Genomic DNA, 20,445 nt, shown 5'->3' on the forward strand with positions numbered 1-20,445 from the left:
AAAGATCTATCGCTTCGCGACAGACCTCTCTTGAATATCCGATTGAATTATCGTGTTCCTGCCAAATACATGACGACAAACATCAAGATTAACGGGGTTACCAAGAGGATCAAAAGCGTCAACCACAACCCTAATGCAAAAGCACCCGAATCGCGTAATCGAATCGTCTTCCGGGACTTTGCTTTTCGTTTCCCGCTTTTTTCCTCACGTTCACTAACTGGACTAAACATCGCTTTTCTCCTTTTGAGACAAATGTATCAGTTTCTTTATTCAATATTAATTCAATGAGTATTGATCTAATCCCTATTCATTTCAGAGAAAAGGTTGAATCAGAAAATGCACTAGTCAGTACCGCAACCGCTTCGCCTCTAGTCTTTTGTATCGGACACTTACACCAATCGCCAGCAGGATGTAGGCAAACCCGGCAAACATCGCAAACTGTCCGTACAAGACGTCAAACCATGCATTAAAGCCAAACAGCGGGACCGCAAACAAATAATAAAACGGATATTGAATAGCTGATACAATATCAAACCAAAGGTCCCCTAACCAGTACCGCTCAAAGAACGTGACTAAATAGACAATAATGCCAGCTAAGAAACCGAGACGCAGGTAATTGAAGACAAACAAGATTGTCTTTTCTTCGCGGAGCAGTATCACAGAACCGATTAAAAAGATCAGCCAAACGAAGGATGCTACGATTTGCAGCAGACCAATCGAACCATCCGGATAAAGACTCGCCGGCCAAGCATTGATACTGATAGTCGTGAGCAAAAGCACGACAAACAACGCGACATACTGTTTCGTCGAACGAACCATGGTGGTGTTCCTCCTCTAAAATTGCATGGTATACCCTTTCTCCGAATTGGATTTAAATTCCTTTTTTACATGAAAATAAAAACATCCAGAAGTCTCTTCCTCTTCGACAAGCGAGGAAGTCCTTCTGGACGTTTTGTATAAAACAATTTAATTAGTGTTATTTCACTTCCAGTTTCACATCATCAATCGTCACGTCATGCGCGGCAAACGGGGAACCGGCTGCCTTGCCGAGCAAGAACTTCAACCCGGCTGTATCATCTTGTCCGAGCGTAAAGTCAAACTGATACGTTTTTGCTTCTGTACCAAGTTCGACGATTTGACTGAAGTAACGCGTATATGAGGCGTTTTCGACGGTGACTTCGAGTGGCCGCGCCACCGTTGACGCTGCCTGAAACGTCAGCTGATACGTCTGTCCTTTAACGAGCTGCAAGTTGCCTTGCTCCAACAGAACGCTCCATGGTTCCTGTCCTTCTGATGCGATGGCGAGCTTCGCGGCGTCATTGACCGTTGAGACGACCGCTTGCGCGTCATAATGGACGTATGAACTCCAGAAGTTCAGTCCGTCCGAGAACGAACCGTTTTTCAGCGGTGACCGGTCGACTTCGACGGGTGTGACATCGATCAACTCGACATCATCCAGTGTCACTGCACCTTTTGCTAATCCAAAGTTGAACTGGAGTTGACTGTTCAAATCCGTCGCTTGTGTCATCGTAAACGGAATTTCGACGGTTGTTGTTTGTTTGGTCAACGGCACGTCATGCGTCGGCAAGTAGGCTGTTGTTGCGTCCGTATTTGTCGCCTTGACTTGAATCTGTTTGCTTCGCTTGCTGTCCGCCTTGAAGCGAAGCAGATACTGATGGTTTTCCTGCAGTTGGACACCACGTTGTGTCAGCGTCGCCGGTTGTCCCTTTTTCGTCTGTGCTTTTGCTTTGAATGCAAAGTCACGTGTCACCGGGTCGACCGATCCGGTTCCTTTTGTTTGACCGGCATCAAACTGCCAGTACGTCAGGCGGTCCATCGCCCCTTGGTCAAACGTGCCGTTGTAGATCTGATTGCCGTCCGGTAAAGCTGGTTTGGTTGCCGTTTCATCGATTTCACCGCGTGGCACCTGTTCGACACGGACATTCCCGATTTTAACACCGGCTTGCGCAAGACCCAGATTAAATTCGAGTCGTGCCGCGAGATCCGTTTCTGCTGCCATATCGAATGTGAACGTATGCCGTTTGACGGTTGGTGTCAAATCGATGACTTCTTCATTCGAATATTTCGTGTAGCCCCGTTCTGCCCCGCCGCCGACTTTGGCGACGATCGTCCGCGCCTGTTCACTGCTTGCGTCAAAGCTGACTTCATAGCGTCCGCCCTGGGCGAGGGAAATCTTTTGGATCAATTGGTGGGCATAGTTTTGCGCCCCCGGTTGGTCGATCGTGACGCTGGAGAAGCGGGTTCCGTCCTGCTCCGTCACGTCGACCGATCCCTTGCCGCCGAAGTCCGGCAACGTCACATAGTTCCAGTACGTCGGGTCAAGGACTTGCGCGCCGTCAGTGATCGTCTTGATGGCTTTTTCATACGCTTGATCATAGACGAGATTGCCGTCTTCTAAAGGTTGTTTTGCCCCGTCCGGTAACGTCACGTCTTCATAAACCGGTTCGACTGGTTCGCGGTAGTCACGGTTCTTCAAATCATAGACCCGGACATAATCGACTTCCATCTCGGCCGGGAACTTCGTCGTCTCGTCGACTTCACCGTCAAACCAGCCGCCGACCGCGAGGTTCATCACGAGATAAAAGTTTTGGTCGAAGGGTGCCGGATAACTGTAGTTGGTGGCCGTATTTTCCCCTTTGCTGTACCAGTCGTTTTGTGTTTGATAGAGGTTGCCATCGACATACCAGCGGAGTTCGCCCGGCTCCCACTCGACGGCATACGTATGCCATTGGTCAATCCGTCCACCGTCCGGGAAGTGGTAGTCCTTACCGGTGTATTTATTGTTCGGCCAGTTCTCGCCGTAGTGGATCGTCCCGGCGACCTTGTCCGGCTGACTGCCCCACGCTTCCATGACATCGATTTCACCGGACGAGGCCCATGCCCCGTATTTGTCCTGTTCCGGCAACATCCAGAATGCCGGCCATAACCCTTTGCCGGTCGGCAGTTTCGCTTTGATTTCATAACGTCCGTATGTCTTGCTGAATAAGCCTTTTGTTTTTAATTTGGCTGATGTATAGTCGTACGATCCAAGCGAGTCGGTCGTTTTTTCTTCTTTTGCCCGAATGACGAGTTTACCGTCCCGGATAAAAGAATTGTCTTTTTTGGTCGTATAGTATTGTTTTTCATTATTGCCCCAACCCGGTGAAATCGCATTCCCTTCAGCATCGACAATCCAGTTTCCCGTATCATACGTCCACTTCGTCCGGTCGAGCTGTTGTTTCGTGAATTCATCGGACCAGACCATCTTCCATTTCGTCTTGTCTTTTTTGTCTGCTTTCTCGGCATGACCGGTCCCGGCATAGGACAGGACAAGTCCAGTTCCGAGGGCAATTGCGAGCCATTTCTTCATCTGTAATTCCTCCTTTGAATGAACAACAGGCAAGGGCGATGAATTCGACCTTGCCTGTTCGACGACGTTACGCTTCTTGCGGAAGTGCTGCCTTATGCGTCTGGATGACATTCGCATACCAATGCGCGCTGTCTTTCCAGATTCGTTCTTGTGTATCGAAATCGACGTAGATGATGCCGAATCGTTTGTCGTATCCGAAGCTCCACTCGAAGTTGTCGAGTAACGACCAGAGGTAATAACCGGCGATGTTCATACCTTCCTCATTCAGATCAGACACGGCTTGCAGATGCTGCGCGACGTAATCGATCCGGTTTTGATCGTGCACTTTTCCGTCGACGAGCTGGTCGTCAAAGGCGGCACCGTTTTCTGTGATGTAGATCGGTAAATCCGTGTACTCGGCACGCAGGCGACGAATCAAGTCTTTGAATTCACTTGGTGCGATATCCCAGCCCATGCCGGTTTTGTCGTAGTCCGAGTAGGCGTCTTTGTGTAAGAAGTCACTCGCGGCACTGAACTCAACCAGGTTTCGGCTGTAGAAGTTGATCCCGAAGAAATCACACGGTGTCGAAATCGTCGCGAGGTCTCCCGCGTGGATGAAGTCGTACGTATGAACATATTTCGAGAACAGGTTCATCATGTCGATTGGATATTGTCCTTTGAAGATCGGATCAAGGAACCAACGATTCGCATAACCATCGGCATTGTTCATTGCAATCTGATCGTTGACGGAATCCGTTTTTGCGTACTTCGGTGCCAAGTTCAGCGTGATGCCGATCGGCGTCGTGGACTGGAATTCCCCTTTCAGCAGTTCCACGGCTTTACCGTGTGACAACAGCATGTGGTGAACAGCCCGGACAGCTTCGTTCATGTCCGTATGTCCCGGTGCATGTTGCCCGAGGTGATAGCTCAAGAAGCCGGCACACCATGGTTCGTTGTGCGTGATCCACGAGTCGACGATACCGTCGAGCTCTTCGAAGCAGACGCGGGCGAAGTCGAGGAACCAGTCAACCGAGTCGCGGTTGACCCAACCGCCTTCTTCATGCGCCCACATCGGGAGATCCCAGTGGTAGAGGGTAACGGCCGGTTTGATGCCTTCTTCCTGCAGACGTGTTGCCAGTGTCTTATAAAAGGCCATCCCTTCCGGATTGAACTGCCCTTTGCTCGGGAAGATCCGTGGCCAGGCAATCGAGAAGCGGTACGTATCGACGCCCAGTTGTTTGATGTGTTGAATATCTTCTTCAAACCGGTGGTAATGGTCGCAGGCGACATCGCCGTTGTGTTTTTCAAAAACTTTTCCGTCCGTATCGCAGAATGTATCCCAGATCGACGGCGTACGACCACCCTCGTTGTGTGCGCCTTCGATTTGGTACGAGGACGTCGCCGTCCCGAAGACGAAGTTCGGTGCAAATTTCATAGATGTAAGCTCCTTTAACAGTTTATTCTTTGACGGCACCAGCTGAGATGCTGCTGACGATGTATTTCGAGAGGAACAAGAAGGCGATCATGATCGGTACGACGGAAATCGCGATTCCGAGGTACAGCGAGCCGAGGTTTTCGGCGACTTGTGATCCTTTGAGGAAGCCCATCAAGACCGGTAACGTATACTTTTCCGGTGAGAACAGCAATACGAGCGGCATGATGTAGTTGTTCCATGAACCGATGAACGTAAAGATCGACATCGTCGCAATTGCCGGCATCATCATCGGCAAGGCAATCGTGTGGAAGATCCGCATTTCACTCGCGCCGTCCATCCGCGCTGCTTCAATCAAACTCGGGTGCATGACCGTCTGTAAGTACTGACGGACAAAGAACACCGTGAACGGACTGGCAATCGCCGGAACGATCAACGGGATGAAGCTGTCGAGTAGACCTAAGTTCTTACTGAGTTCGTAGAACCCGATCAATCCGAGTTGTCCTGGGATCATCATCATGACGAGCATGAAGACGAACAGGACGTTTTTTCCTTTGAACTGGTAGAAGGCAAATCCGAACGCTGTCATCGCCGAGAAGTAACCCGATAGGACGGTGACGAGGACGGCGATGATCAGACTGTTCTTGAAGCCGGACCAGATGTTGACGTAAGAGCTTAAGGCGGCATAGTTTTCAGCGAGCGAGTTCCCTGGAATCAATGAGAAACCGGATAACACTTCTTCGTTCGAGCGGGTCGCGTTGATGATCATCATCAAAAACGGAATGATACAAGCGATCGTCAAGGCAATCAGTCCGACGTAGATCAGACTTTTCCCGAACCAGGCTTTTTTCTGCTTCGGTGGTGGTGTCAACTTCAGTGGACGTTCTGAACGTTCCGGTTGATCTTCCGTTTGTGGCACGATCCGACGTGCTTCTGCATTTCGTTCCATCGGTCAGGCTCCTTTCGCTGAACGTTCTTTTCGGAACATCCCTTTGAAGACGATGATTGAAAAGACGAGCGTGATGGCAAACAATCCGTATGCGACAGCAGCGGCGTAGCCATAGTTGTTGTATTTAAAGGCTTGGTTGTAGAGATAAAGAACCATCGTGTTCAGGGCACCATCCGGCGCACCGACACCGTCCGTGATCAACATCGGTAAATCGAACAATTGCAGTCCGCCGATCAGTGACGTGATCATGATGTAGAGCAGGATCGGTTTTAAGAGCGGTAACGTGATCCGCGAGAAGATTTGCCAGCGTGTCGCACCGTCAATCAGTGCCGCTTCGAAATAATCCTTCGAGATGCCCGATACGCCGGCCATGACGACGATGAACGAGTGACCGAGCCACATCCAGGTCAGGATGAGGGAGACGGAAATCTGCGCTGTGACCGGTTGTGTCAACCAGTTGATCGGCTCCGAGATGATGCCGATTTTGAGTAACATCATATTGAGTGAACCGTGCTGCCAGTCGAGCAGGATACCGAACAATAAGGCAACCGAGCTGATTGTGATCAAGTTCGGCAAGTAGAATGTCGCGCGGAAAAATGCGAGCCCTTTCATCTTGAGCTGTAAATCCGAGAACAATAAAGCGAGCATCAAGGCTCCCCCGATTTGCAGGATGAAGTTCAGTCCCCAAATCTTGATCGTATTGAAGAACGCTTCAATAAAGTACGTATCTCCTAGCAAACGCGTATAGTTCGCGAGTCCGACGAGTTGTTCGCCTTCTGCGCCTGTGTAGTTGGTGAAACTGTAATAGAACGTCAAGGCAACCGGATAGATGCTGAAGATCAAGAAGACGATCCAAAACGGTGCGATGAACAGATAACCATGGCGATCAAGTTTTTTCACAGGTCAAACCCCTTTCTTAAACAAGAAGAGGTGAAGCGAGGACCGCCCCACCTAGACTCCTTATTCCGGTACTTTAACGTCCGGATACGCATTTTTGACTTTTTTGTAGAATTCAGCAAGTGCTTCGTCTTTTGATTTTTTACCTTGGACATATTCCATGACCGACGCACCGTATAACGTATCAAGCTGCTGGTCGTACTTCGTCACGATTCCCGGTGTGATCTTGTCTGCTTGATCGAGGAAGAACTCGTAGTTGTTCTGTCCGCCGAGGAACTCATCTTTGAAGTCTGTTTTGATTTTGTCAGTAACCGGTTTGTAAGCCAGGACGTCCCCTGTTTCTTTCGCCCAGTCTGTCAAGAACGCTTCGTCTTGCGTCATCATTTTAACGAAATCATACGCAAGCTTTTGTTTCTTCGAATCTTTGTAGACACCTAACCAAGTACCGCCCCAGAAGTATGGGCTCGGTCCGCTTGTGACAGCCCAGTCACCGGCTGATTTCTTCGCATTTTCTTTTAAGACACTGTGTAAGCCCCATGTCGGAAGGACATACGAGAAGATTTCTGTTTCGGTTTCTTTACCGTTTTCTTTGACTTTAACCGGCTTGTCCATTCCGGCGAACCATGATGGTGACCACTCCGGTGCAAGTGCCGTGTATTGTTTTGTCCGTAATTCTTTCGCGTAATCCATGTAGTTTTTCTTGTCTTCCGTCACGACGAGTTCCTGTTTGTCGTTGACCCAAGCTTCCGGCTCATTTCCTTGTGCGAACCAACGGATCGATCCTTCATCCGGGAACATTTTGTAGCCTTTGCCTTTCATCTTCTCAGCAACTTCGAAGACGCCGTCCATCGAGTTCATCATCGCACCGATTTCTTTTGGATCATCTGTGCCGAGAACTTTTTTCGCGATGCTTCGTTTGTAGTAGACGCCACCCGGTGTCGTTTGCCATGAAAGGGCACGAACGTTACCGTCTTTGTCTTTCCCCATGTCATAGACATACGGGATATAGTCGTCTTTGACGTCACCCGCGTTAAATGGTTTTTCCGACAAGTTCGCCCAGTAGCCCGCATCGACCCATTGTTTCAAGAAGGCGATTTCACCTGTGAAGATATCCGGTGCGCCGACGCCGCTCTCAAGTGCCGGCTTTAACTTCGTCGGATAGTCAGCGATCGGGACGATCGTCAATTCGACTTTGACGCCGTTTTTCTCTTCGAACTTTTTGATTGGCTCTTTTAACTCATCCGTGAACGACCAGATTTTCAGGACTTCCTTGCCGCCGCTCGTTTTTTCCTCTTCGCCGCCTGAACATCCTGCTAAAACGCTTGCTGTTAATGCGCCGACTGTTAATACGCTGACTAACTTTTTCTTCATGTCATCCCATCCTTCTCATCTGTTGGTAGTCCCCTAAGTAAGCGGTCTCATTTATTATTCAAAAATATCGAAAGCGCTTTCGTAAATGGTCTGAAAAAAGTTCCGAAAGCCCTTTCGGAAACGTACAAAAAAATATCATGTATTTCGAAACCGCTCTCGCGTTTTCTCGAAGACAACCTGCGAGAGCGATTCCGAAAAGGATTATGGTTTTACGGGTCCTGTCGACTGACGGACGATCAAATCGACTGGAATGATATCCGTCGTCATGACACGTCGTTTGTTGACGATTTGTTCGATTAACAGTTCTGCTGCATGCTGCCCGATCCGTTCCGTATCTTGCCGGACCGTCGTCAGCTTGGGTGTGACGTATTTCGACATTTCGATATCATCGTAACCGACGACGGAAATGTCGTGCGGCACCTGAAGGCCTGCTTCATGAATCGCTTCCATCGCCCCGATCGCCATTTGGTCACCTGCGACGAAGACTGCAGTCGGACGTTTCGGTAAAGCCAGCAACGTTTGCATCGCTTGTTTTCCTTCTTCGACCGAGAAAAATCCGCCGTTGATCAGATAGCCGTCCGGAATCGGTAACGCCAGTCGATCCATCGCTTGTTTGTATCCTTCGATTCGTGCCAATCCCGCATCGATCGTCATATCACCTGCGATATGGGCAATCAAACGATGTCCCAGTTCGTAGAGATGGTTGACGGCGAGTGTCCCGCCGGATAAGTTATCCGAGAAGACGACACTGCAATCGGTGCTGTCCATGTCGACGACAACGATTGGAATCGAACTTTGAATCAGTTCCTGGACATGCTTGTCCATTTGATCGGAACAGATGACGACGATACCGTCGACCGCCCGATGCTGGAAATGCTCGAGGTAACTCATGTCCCGATTGCGGAGATTCCGCGAAGCGAAGATCAAGTCATAGCCCTGCTGCTCCGTTGCTTTCCGGAAACTTTCGATAATCGCGTTGAAGAATGGATGCATCATCCCGACTTCGTTTGCTTCCGAGAACATGACCCCGATCGTCCAGGATCGTTTCGTCGAGAGCGACTGGGCGTGGGCGTTCGGCAAGTAGCCCATATCGGCTGCCGCCTGAACGATTTTCGCTTTTGTCTTCTCACTGACGTCGGAATAATTATTTAAGGCTTTTGAGACCGTCGTGATCGAAAAACCGGTTATTTTCGCTAAATCATAAATTGTACCCATGTAACCACTCCATTTCACCGAAAGCGCTTTCGATAAATTTAGTATAGGTCGGAATCTGGAAAGACGCAACCATTATTTGCGATTTTTTTTGGAATTTAAAAAATAAATGATATCGCTTTCATTTTTAATTCGAAAGCCCTTTAAATGAGAACAAATGTTTGGTATACTATAAGCATCAGTCAGCCGTGTTCAAATGGAGAGGAGCATTATCATGCCGATCAATCCCTATCTGGTCTTTAACGGCAATACCCGCGAGGCCATCCATTATTATGCCAAGGTCTTTGGGCAAGACATCCCCGACATCATGGAGTTTGGTCCCGGCAATGGTCCCGACGGTCAACCGTTTGAAAAAGACGTCCAATCGCTTGTCCTGCATTCACAATTAATTGTTCACGGCACACGTGTCATGTTTTCCGATGCGATGCCGCATGATCCGGTGACGCTCGGACAAAATGTCACGCTGGCCCTGCATCTGCCGGACATCCAAGTCATTCACGAGACATTCGATAAGCTGGCGCAAGACGGCAACGTCATCATGCCAATCCAAAAAACGTTTTGGAGTGAAGCCTACGGTATCGTCGAAGATCCGTTTGGTGTTCAGTGGCAGCTCAATCACGAAGTGAGTGAAGTAACGGCTTAAATCACAACCTCCCCTGTTCAAATGAACAGAGGAGGATTTTTTATGTAAAATCAACTTCATTTGTCTTTCAAGAGTGTAAGATGACAAACTCATAAAACTGCTTCATCATTTTAGGTTCTATTAGGTTTTTGTCGGCACAGTAATAGTCTTCAGGACACTACATACCAATATTTTTATTAGATGATAAAGAAGGAGGAAAATTTATGCGTAAAATCGATTATGTCATCTTTTTCATTTTATTTTTCTTATTGAACCTTTTAAATTTCCTTGGGACGCCGGATTGGAAAGAAATACTCGCTATTTTTATAGTTGCTACACTTGAAGCATTGATTGCGGGAACAATCACGAACGTTATTTCACGGATTTTCTTTAAAAAGCGTTAAATTAAAAGGAAGAGTGGCTGACAAATCGAATAATTCAGGAACCCTTCATTTCTAAGCGTAAAGTAAGTGGTAGTAGTTCAAGGCGTATTCATTTACTTGGCCACTCAAAACCCATTTCAGAGAAAGAAATTTTACTCTCTTCTATACCTTTGACGTCAATGGCATCTAGTGCTTGAATATCCTCTACGGATAAAGTGATAGTTCGCGCAGGATTGGCTAATTTTAAGTGATACAGTTTTTTAATAACGTCAGCTGTTGTTCTCTGAGTTCATAATACTCTTCCCAATAGTCAACTCCATTTTCATACTCCGATGCCTGTATTTCTAAAAGGTGTGCCCCCTGTTCAATCATGTCGTCATATGGATGACTAGAAAAAACTTGATTATCATTCCCCCACAAGACAGTAGTGACGATCGGAAGAGCTGCGCCATCTACCTCATCTAACAAGTATTGAAAGGTATCTTGTTCAGCTATTTTTTGTACGCGTTGCGGAGCCTGGCTTAACAGTTCTTTTGCTTCTGTCGTCTCTACAGAGAATTCTTCGTTTCTAAATCCTCCGACAAAAAAATCTTGACCAAATGTAACTGTCCCTCTGCTACCTTGACCATCATTTGTACTGTAATTGTTACCGTCCCAGGAATGTTCATACGCAAAGTCAGGATTATTCGCGACAAAGATAGCGTGAGCGATGGAGGCGAGCATACATCCTTCCCATATCGCTTGACGTTTCCATCCTGAATCTAAAACTTGGTGTTTTTCCATTTTGACCTCCTATGTTTGCTTAATACGTTGGATTTTCTTCTATTCTCTTCACGAGTGGAGCCCTGAGTATTTTTTTAGATATGTGATAGCCGCTATGAATTCCGTTACCTGCTTTCACTGCTATTTAAGCTCATATGTCGTCTGAATTGTCTTTCAAAAAGATATACCAGTCAGCGTTTCTGTAGTTGTTTCCGATAGACCATCACTGCCAGCAAAGCACCTAGTAAACTCCAGATTCCAATCACTAAAAGCGGCAGTCCAATTGATGTAAACTTTTGTTGTTCCAAAAGCTCAGCGAATCGTAACAGCTGTAAATTCGGTAAATATTCAAGCAGCTTCAAGTAGGTGTTATTTGAAGCCAATGTCTCAAGCATCGTGCCAAAACCAAATAAAAACATGATCGGGAGGACAACAACCGATGCTTCCATGACTGACTTTGTGATTAAACCAAGTACTGTTCCGAGTGCAAGATAAAACAAACAGGATCCGATTATCGCAAGCGCAAACAGTCCAACGTGTTCTGGAACATATCCTGTAATTTGAATGCACAGCAGAATCGTCATGAGTGTGATCAACAAACTCAAAAGACTTTTCCCGAGTAAGATTTCACTTGTGGTCGCAGGCGACAACATGAGTGTCCGTAACGTATTTTTTTCTTTTTCTTCTGCAATCAGTGTGCACTGAACAAACGCTGTGACAGAAGAAAACGTCAGATTGATCACGGTGTAATGAATCTCAAGTGTGATGTCGCCAAGATTTCGGTAGGCAATGGCTAACAGAATCGGAACCAATAATGTGGTCGTGACAAAGAGATTGCGGGTTACATCTTTAACATCCTTCAAAAAGATTGCAAGTGTTCGCTGGATGGACAGATTCATACGAGTCCCCTCCCCGTGACATGAATAAAGATTTCGTCCAGTGTCGGTTCGTTTGAATGAATTGTAACGACTTGATTTGAACAAAAGTAGTCATACATCTTTTTGGCATCCTCCGGTCCATTTTGCAAAATCATTGGTTCCCTCCCTGTCAAACGTACTGTCACGGTTGCATCAGAAAACTGTTCACGTAACTCGATTGGTGAACCCATTAACGGCAACTTCCCTTCATGTAAAAATGCTACCCGGTGACAAAGTGCTTCTGCTTCCCGCATATCGTGTGTCGTCAAAAAAATAGTCGTTCCCTTTTGACTTAATGCGCGTAATCCTTGATGAATATAATAGGTATTCATTGGATCAAGCGCCGATGTCGGTTCATCTAAAAAAAGAAGCCGGGGTTCATGTAACAAGGCGCGAGCCAACAACACGCGTTGGCGCATTCCTTTCGACAAATACTGCACTTTTTTCTTTTGTTCTGCACCGAGATGGACAAGCATGAGAACTTCTTCGATCCGTTTTAAAGGACAACCATATAACCGGCAATAGAGCTTAAGATTATCGTAAATACTTAAACGATCATACAGACCGCTATTGTCTGTCATGATTCCGATTTCTTGTAACTGTTCTCCCCGCAGCCGATTCGTCGCATGTCCGAGCACTTTTGCCTGACCCCTGTCGGCTTTGACTTGCCCTGTCAGTAATTGAAGTAATGTTGTCTTGCCAGCTCCACTCGGTCCAACTAACCCAAACACTTCCCCTTGCTGTACCGAAAAACTAATCTTGTTTAAGGCAACCTGTCCTGAAAACTCTTTCGTAATCTGATCCACTTCAATAATCGGCATCCTATAAACTCCCTTCATCTGTTCTACGCTCAGCATAGAACCTAGAGAACATGAATACCTTAAAAAACAGCTGACAGGAGCATCCGATCCGTCGACAGGCGCCTGTCACTCCCTTAACGGAACATCATTGAAGGCCTAATATCTCTTTTAAGAGGGCAACACGGTTTTTCGATAACGGTACTTCCTTGCCATTTTTCAACAGCAAACTATAACTGTTTCGTGTCCACATCATCACTTCTGATACTTTTTCGAGATTAACCAAGTAAGAGCGATGACACCGAAAGAAAGGATAGGCTTGCAACCGTTGCTCATATTCTTGCAAGGTATACAGACCTGGATACTGGTTGTGATTGCTATTCACTTGAACCGTGCCAGCAATACTCTCCAAATAATCCAGCTCCGCTATATCCAGTAATACGATATTTTTATCGACTTTCGTCGCAATTTTTTGCAACATTTGTTGTCCCGGAGACAGATCAGTTGGAACAGCTGTTTCTTCCTCTGGTTCAACTGTGATTTCTGGTTCCATAAACTGCAGGTTTCCGTTTCGCCATTGATACACAGACCGTGATAGTAACATCGCATTTTCTAAACTTTCCGTCAGGAGCATCACTGATTTCCCTTCTTGTTCTGCTTCTTGTACGAAGCGAAGGATCAATTGTTTGGTCTGCCAATCGACATTTTGAATCGGCTCTTCCATTACGAAAACACGAGGATTTTGTAATAGGAGACGACCAAGTACAAGTCGTTTTTGTTCCGAGTAGGTTAACTCTTTTCCTTTTGTCCGGGCCCGTTCCGTCAAATGGAGCCGTTCCAGCAACTCCTCAATCGAATTCTCACTCTGATAGAGTTGCTTAAAAAATTTCAACTGCTCTTGTACCGTCAGTCTCGGATAGGAATCAAGCGCTAAAAAATAAAATCCGATATCTGATAGATTCAATGATTGATTCCCCGGGAAATCAATCTGAATTTCCTGATAACCCGTTCGTTTTTCTCGCGACTGAAGATGCTCTAAAATCTGTTCCTGTTCTTCTCTACTTGTTTGAATAGATATAGATTCGCCCATGCGGACTTCAAGGCGATTCGCTGTTGGCGAAGTTTTTAAAGCTATATCCTTGAACATATACAGATATCCACCCTCTCTTTAATCCGACTCAAGGAATATTTTACCTATTATTGTATGCAATGTCTTTTATAATCAAAAAGGAGGACTCTATCAAGATTGATTGCACTTATTAATTAAAAGGAGGATATTGCTTGAACATTCAAACTCTTATTTTTTTAGAAAATGAACAATGTCATATCAGTATTGAGGAACGTGAACGGGTTCAATCTTATGTAAACAAAAAAGAAGATTGGCTCGAAGACGGATTTTTGAATCTAGAAGGTATCATTGCGTTCTCACAGGACCGAAACGGATTAATACAAGGTATGGATGCTTCAGATGAACTTGCACCTCTTTGGCAGTACTATACAGAAGCTCTAGATTGCTACCTGAAAAAAGATTATGCCACCTTCTATTATCCCAACACGCCCATAGAGGTTACGTTCAAAAAGCACTCGAGTCACAGCTTGTCACTGAGAATCGATCAAGATGAAGTCGTCTATGAGACAACGGAGTTTATTCACGCTTTCCAACAAGCTGCTGTGTCATTTGTGGAGTTACTCAATTCCATTTCCAAAGGTGCTTATTCTGACGACCTCCTTGTGAAAGTAAAAGCATTAGCGAAATGACTTTCTTCAAAAAGGTGTATTTCTAACTTTTAATAGTCAATCTTCTTTTCATTTATAAAGAATAGTCCACAACGGGCTGTTCCTTTTATTTTCCCAAATCAAATTCCCTTTAAATAACAATTACTCATGTATCATGCTATATTTAACAAGAATTACTTTTTACATACCTTGTAACATCACTGGAAGGATGGACACCTGTTTTGGAGAAAATTTATTTTGAAAAGTACCGGTTCAACTATGCTGATTTAACACGTAGTCGAACACTCTACATAGACAATTATCCAATCGTTTATCTGTTGTATAACCGATCAAAAGCACAAGCTTACGTCGGACAAACGGTTCAAAAAAATCAACGGTTAAAAGCCCATTTAAAAGATCCTCGTCGGAAGCAGCTCGACGAATCGATCTTAATTGGGCATGAACAGTTTAACCAATCGGCTACTTACAATATCGAATCCAATTTGATTAATTTTTTAATTGCAGATGGTCGCTATACACTTCAAAATGTCAGCCAAACCGTTTCCCGCCAGATGCACAACTATTTCCGAAAAGATTTTTTCAATGAGACGGTTTTTGAAAACATCTGGCAACAGTTACGCGAGGAGCAGATTGCGGAAGGAACGCTCGATCAGTTGCGAAACAAAGACGTCTACAAGCTCTCTCCGTTTCGTGAATTGTCTGAGCAACAACTGGAGGTCAAAGAGGAAATTTTAAAATTTTGTAAAACAAAAATCACCGAAACCGGTCACCATGTCTTCATTGTCGAAGGTGACGCCGGAACAGGAAAAAGTGTGTTACTCAGTTCCTTGTTCAATACGATCCAGGATTTAACGAAAGAAGCAGATTCCTCACTGTATCAGACGGATAACTATCTGCTCGTCAACCATGGTGAAATGCTCAAGACGTATAAATCGATTGCCGGCAGCCTACCGAACTTAAAGAAAAAGCAGTTTTCAAAGCCAACCCCCTTCTTGAATACATTAGATAAACAAAAGCGGACTGCTGACATCGTGCTCGTGGACGAAGCCCATCTGTTACTCACAAAAGAAGATGCCTACAACAATTTCCATCAACAAAATCAACTGTATGAAATCATTACACGCAGTAAAATCACGATTCTGATCTTTGATCCAAAACAAGTCCTCAAGATTAAAAGTCACTGGGGACGTACGACCTTGCAGGACATCGTCGGTACCTTTTCGACAAAGACGCTGCAATTATCCAATCAATTCCGGATGCAAGCGAGTCCGCAGACATTGCACTGGATCAATCGGCTGGTGGAACGCGAGCTCTTACCGATTCCGAGTGATTCAAATTATGATTTACAAATCTTCGAGGACCCGGAAGTCTTTAAGCAGGCGATTTTCTCGAAAAACGAACAGCACGGACTATCCCGAATCGTCTCGACGTTTGACTACCTGCATAAAAAAGATGGCGCCGACTACGTTGTTGACGAAGGCGGAATCAACCTTCCGTGGAATCGTACTTATCCCCATACAACATGGGCAGAACAACCGGAAACGATTCGAGAAGTTGGATCGATTTATACCATTCAAGGATTTGATTTAAACTACGTCGGTGTCGTCCTCGGTCCGTCGATTCAGTATGATGAAACGACTCAACAATTGAAGCTCGATTCGACTTTATACAAAGACACCGGAGCATTTGTTTCCCGCCAAGACTTGAGTCGGTCAGAAAACGAACGTGCCAAGGAAGAAATCATTTTAAATTCCCTGAACGTCCTGCTGAAGCGTGGTGTCAAAGGGCTTTATCTGTACGCAACAAATCCTCAATTACGCGCCCGTTTATTACAACTAAAGGAGACACAGCTATGAACGAAATCAAAGCGTTAATACAAAAAATCGATGACTTCCGTGACGAACGAAACTGGCGACCACACCATAATCCAAAAGACTTAGCGATTTCTTTGTCCATCGAGGCATCCGAGTTACTTGAAGCCTTCCAGTGGCGAACCAGCGAAGAAGCGTGGGAAGAAAATCAAGAAAATATCAAAGAAGAAATTGCCGATGTATTGATTTATGCGCTGACGTTATGTAGTGAATTGAATGTAGACGTGGAGGAGATCGTGGTAAATAAGATTAGGAAAAATGGAGAGAAGTATCCATTAAAAAGCTAAATGTAGATTGTCTTACTAGGAGTTAATTCTATTGAGATGGAGACAAGACATTGCAAAAACAAATGAGGGATAGTTGACAGAGAATGATTCGTGGCGCCTAACTGAGCAATTTTCAATGAATACAACTTATAATATGCTAACGAAATCCTTCTTTGCTATACTTAAGTCAGAATAGATATAAGGGCATAAACCAGGAATTGAAAAGTGGATAGTTTACTCTGCGAAAAAATTTTATATCATTTTAGCGTCAACTAAGCGATCAGAACAGCTGAGGCGAATTACTTGGCGAGCAAGGAATCATCACAGCTGTTCTAGACCGACTTTTAAATTGCGTGAAAATCATTCAAACCAATATAAAATAAATTTTCTTTTTAAACTTCACATTACTAGTCTTTTTCGCTGTTCTTCTTTAGAAAGATATTAAACTCAGTTCGTAAAAATAATTCACAAGCATAATAATTCTGTATCCATTTTTTCATTATTTAAATACTTTGTATATATATCGGTTGCCGGCAGTAGACGAATCTGTATTTCTTCTAAATATAGGGCTTCTAATATTCCTAAACTTACATTTCCTTTTATAACGATTTTTTTTTCTTCAGTTGGCATCAAAAAGCAATTCTTAATTTCTTGAATATTATGTGTCTCAACAAATTTCCGATATGCCAGTTGATACAAATATTGTTTTGTAATATCAGAAATTCCCGGTTGTCCGCGTAGCTCCTTTTCTTTATCGAGTTGAATTGTGTAATACTTAGCATCAAATATTATGAATTGATGCAGATTATTCACTTTATTAATAGTTATAATATCCGGAACTAGAGTATCTTTAGCCATTTTTTTAAATCTCGAACCATTTTGATCCCAGCCACTCCACTTAGGCTTTTCTATAATTGAAATAAGCGAGTCCATTGGATTATATTCATCTGACAAGACTATAGGTAATGCTCCAAGCAATGCATTTAATTGATTATCGAATACTTCTCCACATACTTTCTCCCAAACCAGATTAAAACTATTTGTACCATACACAGTAAAACAGTCACTACTTGAGAGAGAAGTATTACCTGCAATATACATGTACAAGGCTTTCAATAAAATCTGCTTTCTTGTGTTAAATTGTAAGTTTAGTTCGCTCTGAATACGATAAAGTATATCTTCTTTATTTCCAAATACATCTAATTCTTCATCCGACACTTCAACTGGAGATATATCAAAAAAATCTAATAAATCACTAGACTTCAATTCGTTTGAACAACAACTGACAATTGATTCATGTAATCTTTTAAAATAATCGAATTCATCATTTATCCGTTTTTGAGTAAAAACGTCAATATAATATGGACGGTTGTTTTTTAAGTAAGCAAATGTTTCATTAATTGTTCTTTCCCACATCACTTCGCCAGTCCCATTAACTTCAACTATACTTTGTGTGTTAGTGTAGGAACCGTTATCATTATAATCATTTAATAAATAAATCATCAAAGAGAGAATGTTAAACGAATTAATTTTTTCGTTTTCGTTATGTATTTGAATTGTTTGATTGTCACTACCATATTTTTTTAAAACTTTTATGATTTGCTTTAATTCTTGTTTAGGCAAAATAGTATTTATATATTTTGGATAGCATTTTAACACGCAACCAAAGACTATAATTATACCTACAAATGTAAAAACATAAAGAAATTCGTTTTCTTCATTCTCAACAGAAGTTATTTCTACATCTTCGGAAACTAAATCAGACATATTTATCTGCTTTTTTGTTGCCTTAACTGATTTGAGTACACCGTATTCTTTTAATTTTTTTATGATCACTACTTTTTTTTCAAAAGTGCATTCAAAAATCTTTTGCAATTCTTCACTCGTATAACGTTTTTGTTCTTTAACAAACTTCGACATCATTATTTGTAGTCCTCTTCTGATTCAGCAACTACTGTGATAGTTCTGGGGAACTTATCCCTAATCTCCTTGCAGAAGATTTCTATGCCACGTCTGTCGAATTCTTCACATATGGAAGAATATTTCGTCGTATCTTTACATCCGTCAAACAAAGAAGACCTTTTCTGTTTTGCGGCATCGTCAAATAAATACATCAAAACTTTACTTTTAAATGCAGATTTAAATTTCTTAGAATCAATTTCATTTCCCTTCAATGGAACCACAATTTTTTTCGACAGAAAGTAAGGTCCCAGAAGTTTATCTTCATTAATTTTATACGATGACAAAGTATCGTTGATTTGCTTTCGGAGTTCGTTCCATTCTATTGTCTGTTGATGATCACCACTACCGACTCTAACAATATTCCCCTTAATATCATTTTCATTATGATTTATCCCAAGATAATCAAAGTCCCATCTTCTCTTGAACGCCGTATCCATAGGGAACACTCCTTGGTCAGCACTATTCATAGTTGACCAAATAAACATATTATTAGGAATTTTAATTCGAGAATACGTTTGAGCGTCGCCCCCTAATTCTTTAGCGAGATATTTCTTTATGTCCTCAGATGCTTGAATCGAGTATTCGCTAACATTATCTTTGTCACGGTCTAATAATTGAAAGACATCTCCGAAAACTGCCGCAACATTAGCTCGATTGATTTCTTCAACAATTAACAAAAATGGTTTTGCATTCAATGTCTGTGCATTTTTCAATGCTTTAACATACATTCTCATAAATGGTCCCGGAACATACTCGTAGCCAATATCGCTTTCAGAGTTTTTATCAAGTAACAAATTAACATAAGGTCTAATTGCACGTCCGTGGTTCCGTTCTACATCATTATTTCCACTAGAATCAGAGCCGTCCCTTTTTTTAGTTTTAAATTCTTCATTATCATAAAGACCCAATAATAAAGGTAAGCGAGTCAAGTTATTATCTTTAAATTTTTCATAAAGGTCATCGTATTTTTCTTGGGCAGTTTTATTTCCCATCAAGACGGATAAGATTTCTTTTTCATCATCTTTCATATAATGATCATTTGAAGATTCTAACATTACAGGTTTATAAGTACCTACAAAACCGGCGTAAGAATAGTCTGGATGAAAAGTTACACGCTCGTATTCTCCACCATTTTCTAATAAAATCTGTCTATCCCGATTTAAATCATAGCTTTTTCCTGTTCCCGGAGCACCGAAAACAATTCTGTTGTGGTAAAAATCTGAAGTAACATTGGTCTTATAATTAATTTTCATTACATCTGATTGTTCTGATTGCTCGTTTTTAGGAGTTATTTCGCTCAAATCTACTTTTGTGCTTCTTGAACCTCGCGGTGAGAACTGAACTGTATCTTTTAAATCATAAGAAAGAGCATCATCATTTTTTATTATGTATGCTTCATACTCTAGATTCAGACTTTTTTTTAAAATCACTAAAATATCATTTACATAAAACAAACTTCTGAATTTATAAAATATATCATCAGAAGTAGTTGGATTACCTAACTCGATTTGCGGACTATTACCAGGTCTGCTTAATTTCACCGAAGCTTTACCGGTAATTTTTTTATTGGAAAAATTAAAAATAACTTTATTATCAGAATTATTGGCTCTAACTATATTTTTTTCTGACAAGATCATCGGTACTTGCAAAACATAAAAAGACTTCATTGTTGACCCGTCATTTTTTTGATCAATGTAACTTGAAATATGGACATAAGGAAAAAAATCACGACTATTTTCTCCACTTAATGCTATATGGCTTTGTTTTGTAGAACTTCCTCTGTTTTCCTTTATCAGATTTGTAGTTGCAAGTTTCTTAATCAAAACAGCATCATAATCCTCCTCCAAAGTAATTCCATTTATATTAAATAATGCGCTTCTCACTTTATTTATTGATTCATCAAACATACTATTTCCAC

At 43.1% G+C, this 20,445-nt stretch carries 19 protein-coding genes; 5 read left to right on the forward strand and 14 right to left on the reverse strand.

Features of this window, described 5'->3' with window-relative positions:
• Positions 1–47: 47 nt before the first annotated feature.
• The 8 genes from KNP87_RS14905 to KNP87_RS14940 form a co-directional block, all read right to left on the reverse strand.
• On the reverse strand, positions 48–230 hold the full coding sequence (locus KNP87_RS14905; protein WP_214722161.1) for a hypothetical protein: 183 nt from the start codon (positions 228–230) through the stop codon (positions 48–50).
• A 115-nt stretch (positions 231–345) separates the two neighbouring features.
• Positions 346–819: a hypothetical protein gene (locus tag KNP87_RS14910; RefSeq protein ID WP_214722162.1), complete on the reverse strand. Its 474-nt coding sequence runs from the start codon at positions 817–819 to the stop codon at positions 346–348.
• A 157-nt stretch (positions 820–976) separates the two neighbouring features.
• Positions 977–3,370, reverse strand: a complete 2,394-nt coding sequence (locus tag KNP87_RS14915; protein ID WP_214722163.1) for a carbohydrate binding domain-containing protein — start codon at positions 3,368–3,370, stop codon at positions 977–979.
• A 67-nt stretch (positions 3,371–3,437) separates the two neighbouring features.
• Complete coding sequence (locus tag KNP87_RS14920; protein ID WP_214722164.1) at positions 3,438–4,784, reverse strand: GH1 family beta-glucosidase; 1,347 nt, start codon at positions 4,782–4,784, stop codon at positions 3,438–3,440.
• A 22-nt stretch (positions 4,785–4,806) separates the two neighbouring features.
• Positions 4,807–5,730, reverse strand: coding sequence for a carbohydrate ABC transporter permease (locus KNP87_RS14925; protein WP_081776662.1), 924 nt, complete (start codon positions 5,728–5,730; stop codon positions 4,807–4,809).
• A gap of 3 nt (positions 5,731–5,733) precedes the next feature.
• Positions 5,734–6,630, reverse strand: coding sequence for a carbohydrate ABC transporter permease (locus KNP87_RS14930; RefSeq protein WP_026834090.1), 897 nt, complete (start codon positions 6,628–6,630; stop codon positions 5,734–5,736).
• 60 nt (positions 6,631–6,690) lie between these two features.
• A complete protein-coding gene (locus KNP87_RS14935; protein ID WP_147511666.1) occupies positions 6,691–7,998 on the reverse strand; it encodes an ABC transporter substrate-binding protein in 1,308 nt (435 codons plus the stop codon).
• Positions 7,999–8,199: 201 nt separating this feature from the next.
• Positions 8,200–9,213: a LacI family DNA-binding transcriptional regulator gene (locus tag KNP87_RS14940; protein WP_028107078.1), complete on the reverse strand. Its 1,014-nt coding sequence runs from the start codon at positions 9,211–9,213 to the stop codon at positions 8,200–8,202.
• A gap of 211 nt (positions 9,214–9,424) precedes the next feature.
• On the opposite strand from KNP87_RS14940, the gene KNP87_RS14945 reads away from it, so the two are divergent.
• Both KNP87_RS14945 and KNP87_RS14950 read left to right on the forward strand, forming a co-directional pair.
• Positions 9,425–9,853, forward strand: coding sequence for a VOC family protein (locus tag KNP87_RS14945; protein WP_214722165.1), 429 nt, complete (start codon positions 9,425–9,427; stop codon positions 9,851–9,853).
• 203 nt (positions 9,854–10,056) lie between these two features.
• A complete protein-coding gene (locus KNP87_RS14950) occupies positions 10,057–10,236 on the forward strand; it encodes a hypothetical protein (protein ID WP_188005071.1) in 180 nt (59 codons plus the stop codon).
• Positions 10,237–10,458: 222 nt separating this feature from the next.
• Here the strand turns inward: KNP87_RS14950 and KNP87_RS14955 are convergent, their stop codons facing one another.
• The 4 genes from KNP87_RS14955 to KNP87_RS14970 all read right to left on the reverse strand — a co-directional run bounded on the left by KNP87_RS14955 (position 10,459) and on the right by KNP87_RS14970 (position 13,838).
• Positions 10,459–10,998, reverse strand: a complete 540-nt coding sequence (locus KNP87_RS14955) for a hypothetical protein (RefSeq protein ID WP_214722166.1) — start codon at positions 10,996–10,998, stop codon at positions 10,459–10,461.
• 170 nt (positions 10,999–11,168) lie between these two features.
• The gene (locus KNP87_RS14960; protein ID WP_214722167.1) at positions 11,169–11,876 is read right to left on the reverse strand and encodes an ABC transporter permease; all 708 of its coding nucleotides are present in this window, start codon (positions 11,874–11,876) and stop codon (positions 11,169–11,171) included.
• Positions 11,873–12,715, reverse strand: a complete 843-nt coding sequence (locus KNP87_RS14965) for an ABC transporter ATP-binding protein (protein ID WP_214722168.1) — start codon at positions 12,713–12,715, stop codon at positions 11,873–11,875. The genes KNP87_RS14960 and KNP87_RS14965 overlap by 4 nt, the downstream gene beginning before the upstream one ends.
• A gap of 124 nt (positions 12,716–12,839) precedes the next feature.
• Entirely contained in the window at positions 12,840–13,838 is a 999-nt protein-coding gene (locus KNP87_RS14970; protein WP_214722169.1) for a LytTR family transcriptional regulator DNA-binding domain-containing protein, read from the reverse strand.
• A 134-nt stretch (positions 13,839–13,972) separates the two neighbouring features.
• Between KNP87_RS14970 and KNP87_RS14975 the strand changes: the two genes are divergently transcribed.
• The 3 genes from KNP87_RS14975 (at position 13,973) to KNP87_RS14985 (ending at position 16,586) form a co-directional block, all read left to right on the forward strand.
• The gene (locus KNP87_RS14975) at positions 13,973–14,449 is read left to right on the forward strand and encodes a hypothetical protein (protein WP_214722170.1); all 477 of its coding nucleotides are present in this window, start codon (positions 13,973–13,975) and stop codon (positions 14,447–14,449) included.
• Positions 14,450–14,649: 200 nt separating this feature from the next.
• Entirely contained in the window at positions 14,650–16,284 is a 1,635-nt protein-coding gene (locus tag KNP87_RS14980) for a DUF2075 domain-containing protein (protein WP_214722171.1), read from the forward strand.
• The gene (locus KNP87_RS14985) at positions 16,281–16,586 is read left to right on the forward strand and encodes a nucleotide pyrophosphohydrolase (protein WP_214722172.1); all 306 of its coding nucleotides are present in this window, start codon (positions 16,281–16,283) and stop codon (positions 16,584–16,586) included. The genes KNP87_RS14980 and KNP87_RS14985 overlap by 4 nt, the downstream gene beginning before the upstream one ends.
• A 444-nt stretch (positions 16,587–17,030) precedes the next feature.
• Here the strand turns inward: KNP87_RS14985 and KNP87_RS14990 are convergent, their stop codons facing one another.
• Positions 17,031–18,488 (reverse strand): LlaJI family restriction endonuclease, encoded by a 1,458-nt coding sequence (locus tag KNP87_RS14990; RefSeq protein ID WP_214722173.1) that lies wholly within the window; start codon positions 18,486–18,488, stop codon positions 17,031–17,033.
• A complete protein-coding gene (locus tag KNP87_RS14995; protein ID WP_214722174.1) occupies positions 18,488–20,434 on the reverse strand; it encodes a 5-methylcytosine-specific restriction endonuclease subunit McrB in 1,947 nt (648 codons plus the stop codon). Before KNP87_RS14995 ends, KNP87_RS14990 begins: the two co-directional genes overlap by 1 nt.
• Positions 20,435–20,445: the final 11 nt, after the last annotated feature.

The organism is Exiguobacterium sp. s192, from assembly GCF_018618795.1.
Lineage (GTDB): Bacteria > Bacillota > Bacilli > Exiguobacteriales > Exiguobacteriaceae > Exiguobacterium_A > Exiguobacterium_A undae.

Bases quoted from the DNA above. Each gene is read 5' to 3' on its own strand.
- KNP87_RS14905 (WP_214722161.1), bottom strand. From the start codon at position 230: ATGTTTAGTCCAGTTAGTGAACGTGAGGAAAAAAGCGGGAAACGAAAA.
- KNP87_RS14910 (WP_214722162.1), bottom strand. From the start codon at position 819: ATGGTTCGTTCGACGAAACAGTATGTCGCGTTGTTTGTCGTGCTTTTG.
- KNP87_RS14915 (WP_214722163.1), bottom strand. From the start codon at position 3,370: ATGAAGAAATGGCTCGCAATTGCCCTCGGAACTGGACTTGTCCTGTCC.
- KNP87_RS14920 (WP_214722164.1), bottom strand. From the start codon at position 4,784: ATGAAATTTGCACCGAACTTCGTCTTCGGGACGGCGACGTCCTCGTAC.
- KNP87_RS14925 (WP_081776662.1), bottom strand. From the start codon at position 5,730: ATGGAACGAAATGCAGAAGCACGTCGGATCGTGCCACAAACGGAAGAT.
- KNP87_RS14935 (WP_147511666.1), bottom strand. From the start codon at position 7,998: ATGAAGAAAAAGTTAGTCAGCGTATTAACAGTCGGCGCATTAACAGCA.
- KNP87_RS14940 (WP_028107078.1), bottom strand. From the start codon at position 9,213: ATGGGTACAATTTATGATTTAGCGAAAATAACCGGTTTTTCGATCACG.
- KNP87_RS14945 (WP_214722165.1), top strand. From the start codon at position 9,425: ATGCCGATCAATCCCTATCTGGTCTTTAACGGCAATACCCGCGAGGCC.
- KNP87_RS14950 (WP_188005071.1), top strand. From the start codon at position 10,057: ATGCGTAAAATCGATTATGTCATCTTTTTCATTTTATTTTTCTTATTG.
- KNP87_RS14955 (WP_214722166.1), bottom strand. From the start codon at position 10,998: ATGGAAAAACACCAAGTTTTAGATTCAGGATGGAAACGTCAAGCGATA.
- KNP87_RS14960 (WP_214722167.1), bottom strand. From the start codon at position 11,876: ATGAATCTGTCCATCCAGCGAACACTTGCAATCTTTTTGAAGGATGTT.
- KNP87_RS14965 (WP_214722168.1), bottom strand. From the start codon at position 12,715: ATGCCGATTATTGAAGTGGATCAGATTACGAAAGAGTTTTCAGGACAG.
- KNP87_RS14970 (WP_214722169.1), bottom strand. From the start codon at position 13,838: ATGTTCAAGGATATAGCTTTAAAAACTTCGCCAACAGCGAATCGCCTT.
- KNP87_RS14985 (WP_214722172.1), top strand. From the start codon at position 16,281: ATGAACGAAATCAAAGCGTTAATACAAAAAATCGATGACTTCCGTGAC.
- KNP87_RS14990 (WP_214722173.1), bottom strand. From the start codon at position 18,488: ATGATGTCGAAGTTTGTTAAAGAACAAAAACGTTATACGAGTGAAGAA.
- KNP87_RS14995 (WP_214722174.1), bottom strand. From the start codon at position 20,434: ATGTTTGATGAATCAATAAATAAAGTGAGAAGCGCATTATTTAATATA.